Source organism: Moraxella sp. CTOTU47579 (assembly GCF_032004885.1).
GTDB lineage: Bacteria > Pseudomonadota > Gammaproteobacteria > Pseudomonadales > Moraxellaceae > Faucicola > Faucicola tetraodonis.
Window position 1 is genome coordinate 1 of record NZ_DALZOJ010000030.1, and the last position, 8,475, is coordinate 8,475.

At 41.7% G+C, this 8,475-nt stretch carries 8 protein-coding genes and 1 tRNA gene; 6 read left to right on the forward strand and 3 right to left on the reverse strand.

From position 1 onward, the window contains the following. Positions 1-504: 504 nt before the first annotated feature. Both RTP55_RS10960 and RTP55_RS10965 read left to right on the forward strand, forming a co-directional pair. Entirely contained in the window at positions 505-1,188 is a 684-nt protein-coding gene (locus RTP55_RS10960; RefSeq protein ID WP_050323949.1) for a type 1 glutamine amidotransferase domain-containing protein, read from the forward strand. Positions 1,189-1,191: 3 nt separating this feature from the next. Further along, on the forward strand, positions 1,192-1,491 hold the full coding sequence (locus tag RTP55_RS10965) for a DUF1330 domain-containing protein (RefSeq protein WP_219330858.1): 300 nt from the start codon (positions 1,192-1,194) through the stop codon (positions 1,489-1,491). Positions 1,492-1,727: 236 nt separating this feature from the next. On the opposite strand, the gene RTP55_RS10970 is transcribed toward RTP55_RS10965, so the two are convergent. The 3 genes from RTP55_RS10970 to RTP55_RS10980 all read right to left on the reverse strand — a co-directional run bounded on the left by RTP55_RS10970 (position 1,728) and on the right by RTP55_RS10980 (position 3,691). Continuing rightward, entirely contained in the window at positions 1,728-2,336 is a 609-nt protein-coding gene (locus tag RTP55_RS10970; protein ID WP_312386048.1) for a TetR/AcrR family transcriptional regulator, read from the reverse strand. 312 nt (positions 2,337-2,648) lie between these two features. Next, positions 2,649-2,725: transfer RNA gene (locus RTP55_RS10975), tRNA-Ile, on the reverse strand. Between the two features lie 150 nt (positions 2,726-2,875). Further along, entirely contained in the window at positions 2,876-3,691 is an 816-nt protein-coding gene (locus RTP55_RS10980) for a phosphodiester glycosidase family protein (RefSeq protein WP_284035234.1), read from the reverse strand. Between the two features lie 299 nt (positions 3,692-3,990). Between RTP55_RS10980 and ndk the strand changes: the two genes are divergently transcribed. The 4 genes from ndk (at position 3,991) to dnaX (ending at position 8,301) form a co-directional block, all read left to right on the forward strand. Further along, entirely contained in the window at positions 3,991-4,422 is a 432-nt protein-coding gene (ndk, locus tag RTP55_RS10985; RefSeq protein ID WP_050323952.1) for a nucleoside-diphosphate kinase, read from the forward strand. A gap of 728 nt (positions 4,423-5,150) precedes the next feature. After that, positions 5,151-5,651, forward strand: a complete 501-nt coding sequence (ispF, locus tag RTP55_RS10990; protein ID WP_312114194.1) for a 2-C-methyl-D-erythritol 2,4-cyclodiphosphate synthase — start codon at positions 5,151-5,153, stop codon at positions 5,649-5,651. A 171-nt stretch (positions 5,652-5,822) separates the two neighbouring features. Continuing rightward, on the forward strand, positions 5,823-6,161 hold the full coding sequence (gene grxD / locus RTP55_RS10995) for a Grx4 family monothiol glutaredoxin (RefSeq protein WP_007116440.1): 339 nt from the start codon (positions 5,823-5,825) through the stop codon (positions 6,159-6,161). A gap of 64 nt (positions 6,162-6,225) precedes the next feature. Continuing rightward, a complete protein-coding gene (dnaX, locus tag RTP55_RS11000; RefSeq protein ID WP_312386049.1) occupies positions 6,226-8,301 on the forward strand; it encodes a DNA polymerase III subunit gamma/tau in 2,076 nt (691 codons plus the stop codon). The last annotated feature ends 174 nt before the right edge of the window (positions 8,302-8,475 follow it).

The window sequence follows — 8,475 nt, forward strand, 5'->3', positions numbered from 1 at the left end:
AGTCGCTCACTGCTCGTCATTGGGCAGTGCTTTAATTATTGGGTTTGGTATTACTTACCGTGCCATCATATCGCCCTGTGGCTTTAATCGTTACCAAGTTTTAAGCTAGCTAGCTTACTTAGAAAAACTGCTTTTCCCGATGGATTAAATTTTATTATTTACACTATCAATAAATCTACACTACAAATAAATAGACGACTGGTCTATTTTTGTGTATAGTGACGGCATGATGACAGCACACTCCTAGTTTTGACTAGCGTTGACCAATATTTGCAGTATTGACCAATGTTTGCAGTATTGAGCAATTTTTTAAGTTTGTTGGACGGATAATGTTTGCCTAGTTATCAGTCGCGCAATCTTTTTCAATGCTATTAGTCAATGCTACCAATCAATACTATTAAATAACGGATTGATTTGCTCGGCATCTTGTACATTGCGCACACGACTTCTTGTTGTGCTCATGTAGCAATAACCCAAATTCTAAAAACTATCAGAGAAAATAACATGAAAATTTTACTTGTTCTGACCTCACATGACAAACTCGGCAATACTGGTAAGAAAACAGGTTTTTGGCTAGAAGAACTTGCAGCACCGTATTACACCTTTATTGATGCGGGTGTTGAAGTTACCCTAGCGTCACCTCAAGGTGGACAGCCACCGCTAGACCCAAAAAGTAACTTAGCCGATGCACAAACTGAAACCACGCATCGCTTTGAAGCAGATCCCGTGGCAATGCAAGCGTTGGCACAGACCCATAAACTTAGCGAAATTTCTATCGCTGATTATGATGCCGTGTTTTACCCAGGCGGGCATGGTCCATTATGGGACTTGGCAGAAGACCCGATTTCAATTGCTCTGATTGAACAAGCGATTGAGTCAGGAAAACCCGTTGCTACAGTTTGTCACGCCCCGGGTGTTCTTCGTCATGTAAAAACCAGTGATGGCAAGCCTTTGGTCAGCGGCAAATCTGTGACGGGTTTTACCAATACTGAAGAAGAAGCAGTAGGATTGACCGAAGTTGTACCGTTTTTGGTCGAAGATATGCTCAAAGAAAAAGGTGGTCATTATTCTAAAGCAGGTGACTGGCAAGTGTATGTCCAAGTAGATGGCTTACTAATTACCGGACAAAATCCTGCGTCTTCTGCTGCAACTGCCAGCGCACTGCTTGAATTGTTAAATAAGGAGTAGCCCATGTCTGCATATGTGGTATTTACCCGTGAGCAAACTACGGACGCTGAGGAACTGGCGCAATATGCACAAAAAGCGCCGCTTGCTCGTGAAGGTCGTGAGCTAACACCCTTGGCTTTTTATGGTCACTTAGAAGTGCTTGAAGGCAATGAGATTGAAGGCGCTGTTATTTTACGCTTTCCTGATATGGCAGCCGCGCGAGACTGGTATAACAGTCCCGTCTATCAAGAAGCATTACAACATCGTCTAAAAGGGGCAAATTATCGCGCCTTTATTATTGAAGGTGTTGAAGACGCTATTTAAAAAAAGCATTTTAAGAAAAAGCACTGCTATCAGATGTGCTAACCTACAAGTTAGTACATGAGCGATATGCATTATTATCAAATTAATGTAATAGCAGCCCAATCATACATAATGATTTGGGCTGCTATTATAATTTTTGCAGCTATTATTGTTGTGAAGCCAAGATAGTGAAGCTAAGTTAGAGAGGTTAAGTTACTAAGGTTAAGCTAGTGAGGTTAAGCCAGCGAAGCTAACTTTTAAGACTTTCCACTTTTTAATAAAAACGCCGTCGCTTTTAAGGCTTGATGTAATGGTGTTTTATCTTTTTGCAGCTTACTTAATAACGCCGCGCCCATCCACATTTGGTAAGTCACTTGGGCTACCGTCAAGGCATCAGTCTCTGCTTGGATAGACCCATCTTGCTTGCCCAAAACGATGACTTCAGCAATCCGCTTGATTACCTTATCGACGCCATCGGACATAATAGCGCGCATATCTTCAGATAGGTCAGCGACTTCTGCAGCAAGTTTTACAATTAAACAGCTATCTGCCCAACTACATGGCGCATCAGGATCTTCAATCCATAGGTTAAAATACCCAATTAGTTTTTGATAAGCCGATTGGTCGCTACGCCAGAGTTCATCTAAACGGCGTTGGTAATTATCTACATAATACTGTACCAATTCACAGCCGAAAGACTCTTTAGATTTGAAGTAATGATAAAATGAACCTTTAGGGATCTCGCAGCTTTGTAAAATTTCTTGTAATCCCACACCGCTAAAACCTTTACGCAAAATCAGGTCAGAACTGGTGTTAAGAATGTGTAAGCGTTTTGCTTCAGACTTCTTGATAGGGGCAGACTCCATAGTTATTGTGTACGCTATTATAAAAAATAGACCAGTCGTATAGTTTTTATTATAACTTATCTACAATGAATGTAAAGACGTTTTCATTGAATGTGTTAACTATTAACATCAATAATTCAATATAAAACAAGTATTTATATAAAATTAGATAGTGATTAGGTGATTGATTCAAACAGTCAAAACCCAATCACATGAGTATGGATTTAGAAGTATGGTTTTAAAATAGGGATTGACGCTAATTGCTATTTAATCATTGCAAGCTAAAAAATAAAAAACCACTGAGGTTTAATGTACCTAAGTGGTTGTTTTATATGGTGGGCCCACACAGACTTGAACTGTGGACCAAAGGATTATGAGTCCTCTGCTCTAACCAACTGAGCTATAGGCCCGAAAGGGTAGTGTCACAAATATTGCCAAGCAAATTTGTCAAAACTAGGCTGATTATAATACCTTAAAAAATTATTTTTGCAATGTGGAAATGGATAATTTTATGCAAAACGCTGATTAAATCAGCATAAAATTGTCTCACCGAATACGCATTATTTGTCTTGTGTCACCGCAATCATCACACCCATATATTTATTGTCATTGCGTGACAGCGTCTGACTATACAATGCCGAGGCACTACCGCCATCCAAAAACAACGCATTGTCACAGCCCAATTGCGATTTGAACAAATCGGCAAACTCATAAAAGCTGACAGGGGTATCGCTTATCACAAATTTGACGCGGCTAGGATTGCGACCACACACGCCAACACCATTGCGGTACTTTCTCGAGGTACTATTGGCATCAAATGCTGCATGGATGTTGCCATCGATGACTAGCATGGGTCCAGATTGGGTGGCGAAGGTCGGTTTTGCACCGCTTGCCAGTTTTTTTGCCATGCTTTGACTTTCAGTGATATAAAAACCTTGACTGTCTTGCCAAAATACCCCGTTGGGCATTAGGTGAAAGTTGCCGCCGCCCTGCTTGAGATTTAGGGCTCGGATTTGCTTGCCATTGATGACCGTGTACCCAATCGGCGCAAAGTTACCATCGTACATCCCTGCGTTCATCGCAAACAACAAGGTTTTGGCAGGTTGCTGGCTTGCCAGATAATCGTGCAGGGCAGTAAAGGTGAGTAATAATGGGTGGCTCGTGGACGAGGGATTTTGCCACTGCAGTGAAAAATTCGCCACGTTTTTAGCATCAAGCTCGCAGATACTATAGTCGAACGGCTGGTTTTTGCGCTGACAATCTGGCACGGCTTTGACAGTAAACTGACGTGCCAAACCGATACTTGCCACCAATAATAGCGCCAAGCATAGGCTGACAACAACCACTTGTGTTTTTGTGATATTTGAGAGCGTCATACCATTGAGAAAAAATTTAAGCTATTGGCTATTATACCATTTGCGTATCACAGAATATATCCGCCATTTATTACAAAAAACTTGTTCAACTTGATATTCTAGCAATTTCGACTTAACAGTGATGAATTAAACTAGTTTTTGCCCTCAATATCATTATAATAGGCAACTAAGAACAGCCCCCCGCGTTTATTCAAATCTTCAAATCGCGATTTGACAGAGCCATCGGGCAGGGTACGGGCTGTTTTTACATTTTCTCACACTTAAAATCATAATCCCCTTCAATTTTAAAGGAATTTAACATGGCCATTGAACGCACGTTATCAATTATCAAACCCGATGCAGTCGCAGGCAACCACATTGGCGAAATCTACAGCCGTTTTGAAAAAGCAGGCTTAAAAGTTGTGGCAGCAAAAATGTTGCATTTAGATAACGAAAAAGCAGGCGGTTTCTACGCTGAGCACAAAGAACGTCCATTTTACAACGATTTAGTATCTTTCATGACTTCAGGCCCAGTGGTGGTATCAGTACTTGAAGGGGAAAACGCAGTGGCTCACCACCGTGAAATCATGGGCGCTACCAACCCAAAAGACGCCGCTGAAGGCACGATTCGTCGTGACTTTGCTAACAGCATTGATGAAAACGCGGTTCACGGTTCAGACTCAACCACATCTGCAGCCCGTGAAATCAGCTACTTTTTCAATGACAATGAAGTTTGCCCACGTACGCGTTAATCTTAACATAACAAAAAACGGCTTAAATTTTAAGCCGTTTTTTTATTGCCTATCACTCAGATGATTTATCATTAAAAAGCAGCAATGCAAAAATAAGGATGCAAAATTAATATTAATAGTTTTATTAAGGAAACTAAAGAAACTTAATTTAACAATTCATAACAAAGAGCACATAGAGCACCGGGGCAAATACGCTAAAATAAATTCAGAAGGATATAAAAAACACAAATTTTTTTGATTAGGATAAAAAGAAAAAAAGCCATAATGTAGTATTATGGCTCACCTAAGCAGGACAAAGAAGAAGAAAGAAACAATAAAAATAAAAACAAGTAGTGCATTACCCACTCCCATCAAGTTCCCCACTTGATGGGTTTATTTTTATATTATATAACGTTATATAATAAAATACCATAGCAATTTACTAGGATTTATCAATTTTTTTAGACGTTATAGGGTAAATCTTGTTTGATAGCCAATTTTTAACTCAAGTAGCGATAGTAACTGGTCATGCCAAGTTTTTATTTAAAGTTGTTGTTAGAATGCTATGCAAAGTCGTTATCCAAAGTTTTTATTCTAAACTGTTATTCAAAGCTGTTATTTAAGGCAGCCTAACTACTTGTAAATCATGCTTTAACCGTTAAAATAGAGACCGATAAAATAGACACCATTAAACCAAACAGAATAGCCTACCAAAATTACGACAGCAAGATAAAACAATAGGATTAACCATGATAAGAATCGGTCAGGGTATTGATGTTCATGCCTTTGTCAACGACGGCACAGAAAACCAATTCATAACATTAGGCGGGGTACAAATTCCCCATACCCACAGTTTGCTTGCGCATTCTGATGGCGATGTGGTGCTACATGCGTTGTGTGATGCGTTGCTTGGTGCATTGGCACTTGGCGATATTGGGCAGTTTTTCCCAGATACCGATGAGCGTTTTCGCAATATAGATTCGACCATTTTGCTAAACCAAGTGTACCAGTTTATCCAATCAAAAGGCTTTGCGCTTATTAATGCCGACATCACTATCATGGCGGAGCGTCCAAAACTATTGCCTTATCGTACCGAGATTCAATCGCGTATTGCCGGTGTCATGGGCTGCGCGATTGACCAAATCAGCGTCAAAGCCACCACGACTGAAAAGCTTGGGTTTACCGGTCGTCAAGAAGGGATCATGGTAAGCTGCGTGGTGTTGCTTGAACAAGTGACTTCATCAAATTAATGGAATTTGCGGGCGGTTTTGCTGCTGACTTTTTTGGGGTGGGCATCTTGAATGTTTACTTTCGGCAGCCAAAATAGCGTATAATAGCAACCCTGCACTCATTATTAGTGAGTCAAATTCTAGCTGCGAAGATAGCGCTCTACTTTAAAGGGCTTGATAAAGGAATTTCATATGACTGATATGAACCAAACTGACATCGAACAAACCATCCGTGACCAAATCGCTCAACACAGCGTATTGCTTTATATGAAAGGCACGCCACAGTTCCCACAATGCGGTTTTTCTGCGCGTGCGGTGGATGTGCTAACCCAAATTGGTCGCCCATTTGCGTTTGTCAATATTCTTGAAAACCCAGAAATCCGTGCAACTTTGCCACAGATTGCTAACTGGCCAACTTTTCCACAATTATGGGTGGCAGGTGAGCTGATTGGCGGCAGTGATATTATCTATCAAATGTTCCAAGACGGTGAATTACAACCCCTAATTGAAGCCAATAGCCCAGCGGTTTAGTTTTAATACTAGTGGGTTAAGGTTATTTCTTTTTTAACGTTTTTGTTGTCATGTATCCATAACCATGTATCAAGTCCTAGCACGCAAATATCGTCCAAAAAACTTCCATGAGCTGCTGGGACAAGAACATGTGTCCAAAGCATTAATCAATGCCATCCATAACCAGCGCTTGCATCATGCGTATCTATTTACGGGTACGCGAGGGGTCGGCAAAACCACCATTGCGCGTATTTTGGCAAAATGCCTTAACTGTGAGACAGGGGTGACAAGCGAGCCTTGTGGCGTATGTGGTGTATGCCAATCCATCGATAGTGGTCGCTTTATTGATTTGATTGAGATTGATGCGGCATCACGTACCAAAGTTGAAGATACCCGTGAATTACTCGACAACGTACCGTATGCACCAACGCAAGGTCGCTACAAAGTCTATCTAATTGATGAAGTGCATATGCTATCGACGCATAGTTTTAATGCGCTACTCAAAACCCTCGAAGAGCCGCCAGCGCATGTGAAGTTTCTGCTTGCGACTACTGACCCACAAAAACTGCCTATTACCATCATCTCGCGTTGTCTACAATTTGTCCTTAGACCTTTGCCGCAAGTGGCGCTCGCTGAATATCTTGGCACGATTTTGAACAAAGAACAAATCAGCTACGAGCCTGATGCCTTATGGCAGCTATCGAGCAGTGCCAAAGGCTCCGTGCGTGATGCGTTGTCACTCACTGATCAAGCCATTGCGTTTGGCAATGGCAATGTCACAGATGAAGTGATTCGCCAGATGCTTGGCTTAATTGACCAAGCCGATGTCATCGCTATCCTTGCCAATATTTATGAGCAAAATACCCAGCAGCTGACGCAATCCATTCAGCTTCTGCGTGAGCAGGTGGTGGATGCCAAAGCCGTATTTGACAGGTTGGCTGAGACGCTACATCAATTGGCAATTTTGCAGGCCTTGCCAAATTTTGATTTGCAAATCAATCGCCAGCAAAGCGAGCAATTGCAACAACTGGCTCAGCAGTTACCCGCAGAGCTATTACAACTATATTATGATATTGTGGTAAAAAGCCGTGAAAACTTGGCATTAGCCAATACGCCGATGCAAGCGTTAGAGATGTGTTTACTCCGCTTGATGGCGTTCAAGCCACTGCATCGCAATCAAATCCTGCTTCGTCCGCCAATCGTTAGTAACCCTGACTCTCAAAGTCCTGATTCTCAACTTGTTGACACAACGCCTAGCGAAGCCATACAAAGTGCAAAGTCTTCAGTAATGGCTGAAGATAGCTTACAAGTAACCTCCGAGCAGAGTGATGACAACTTATCGAATGACAATCTGCTCAAATCTGCGCCAAACGTTGCGAGCGTTGATAGCATTGAACAAATCATTGAACAAGGCACTGAACAACAGGCATTTGATGATAGCCATTTCATATCTATCGATGAAGCCGCGGTCAATACTACCATACAGCAAACGCCACCCATAGAAGACGATGCCATTGCCAATCGCTCATCTGACTTGCAACCCAGTGTCAGTCATCATGAAACTAGCATGCCTGGCATTGTTACCGCACCTGCTATGGTTACGGAAGATAGCAACCCGATAAAAAAAAATGAGCCAGCACCAGTCGCCCTAGCTAGCAATGTTAATGCTGACAATCCCCAACACATGAGAGGGGAAGAGGGTAATGATATTGCTGATGTATCGCCACTGGCGTTGCTCAAACCCACTGATGTACCACTTGAGGGCGAATGGACGCCTGCCAAATGGGATTATTGGGTGTTTAATGCCCGTGAGCAAGGCTGGCTCGATGATGATGAATTAGTGCTTGCCAAACGCGGGGTTATGACGGGCGAGATTCATGGGGTTAGCCAATTTGTGACCGAACAAAGCTTTTTGACCCATACCGCAACTTTTGATAATTTTTGCCAAAAACTTCGACAGCTTTTTGAGGGTATTGATATTCGTTTGGCGGAGTCGGCAAGTAATTTTCAAGCGCTAGAGAAATTAAAACCAGAAGCGCTACAAGAAGCCCGCGAAAAACTAGCGTTACAACAAGCTACCCACCAGCTTGAACAACAAGCAGTTACGCAGGCACTGTTGCAGCAACACGCCTCGATTAGCTCTGTTAAGTTAATTCAATAAGTCAATTTAATTTATATAAATTCTAATTTTTACTTTTTTAACGGATGAATAATTGAGGGAAACCAATATTTGTTAAGAAAATCAATAGAATACAATATTAAATAATTGAAAAAAATATTAGAGACCTTTGCACGAAACAGCCCCTTTGCTCGAGGCATACCACCAAACCGAAAA

Excerpts from the sequence above, each read along its gene's own strand:
- RTP55_RS10960 (WP_050323949.1), top strand. The coding sequence starts at position 505 with ATGAAAATTTTACTTGTTCTGACCTCACATGACAAACTCGGCAATACT.
- RTP55_RS10965 (WP_219330858.1), top strand. The coding sequence starts at position 1,192 with ATGTCTGCATATGTGGTATTTACCCGTGAGCAAACTACGGACGCTGAG.
- RTP55_RS10970 (WP_312386048.1), bottom strand. The coding sequence starts at position 2,336 with ATGGAGTCTGCCCCTATCAAGAAGTCTGAAGCAAAACGCTTACACATT.
- RTP55_RS10980 (WP_284035234.1), bottom strand. The coding sequence starts at position 3,691 with ATGACGCTCTCAAATATCACAAAAACACAAGTGGTTGTTGTCAGCCTA.
- ndk (WP_050323952.1), top strand. The coding sequence starts at position 3,991 with ATGGCCATTGAACGCACGTTATCAATTATCAAACCCGATGCAGTCGCA.
- ispF (WP_312114194.1), top strand. The coding sequence starts at position 5,151 with ATGATAAGAATCGGTCAGGGTATTGATGTTCATGCCTTTGTCAACGAC.
- grxD (WP_007116440.1), top strand. The coding sequence starts at position 5,823 with ATGACTGATATGAACCAAACTGACATCGAACAAACCATCCGTGACCAA.
- dnaX (WP_312386049.1), top strand. The coding sequence starts at position 6,226 with ATGTATCAAGTCCTAGCACGCAAATATCGTCCAAAAAACTTCCATGAG.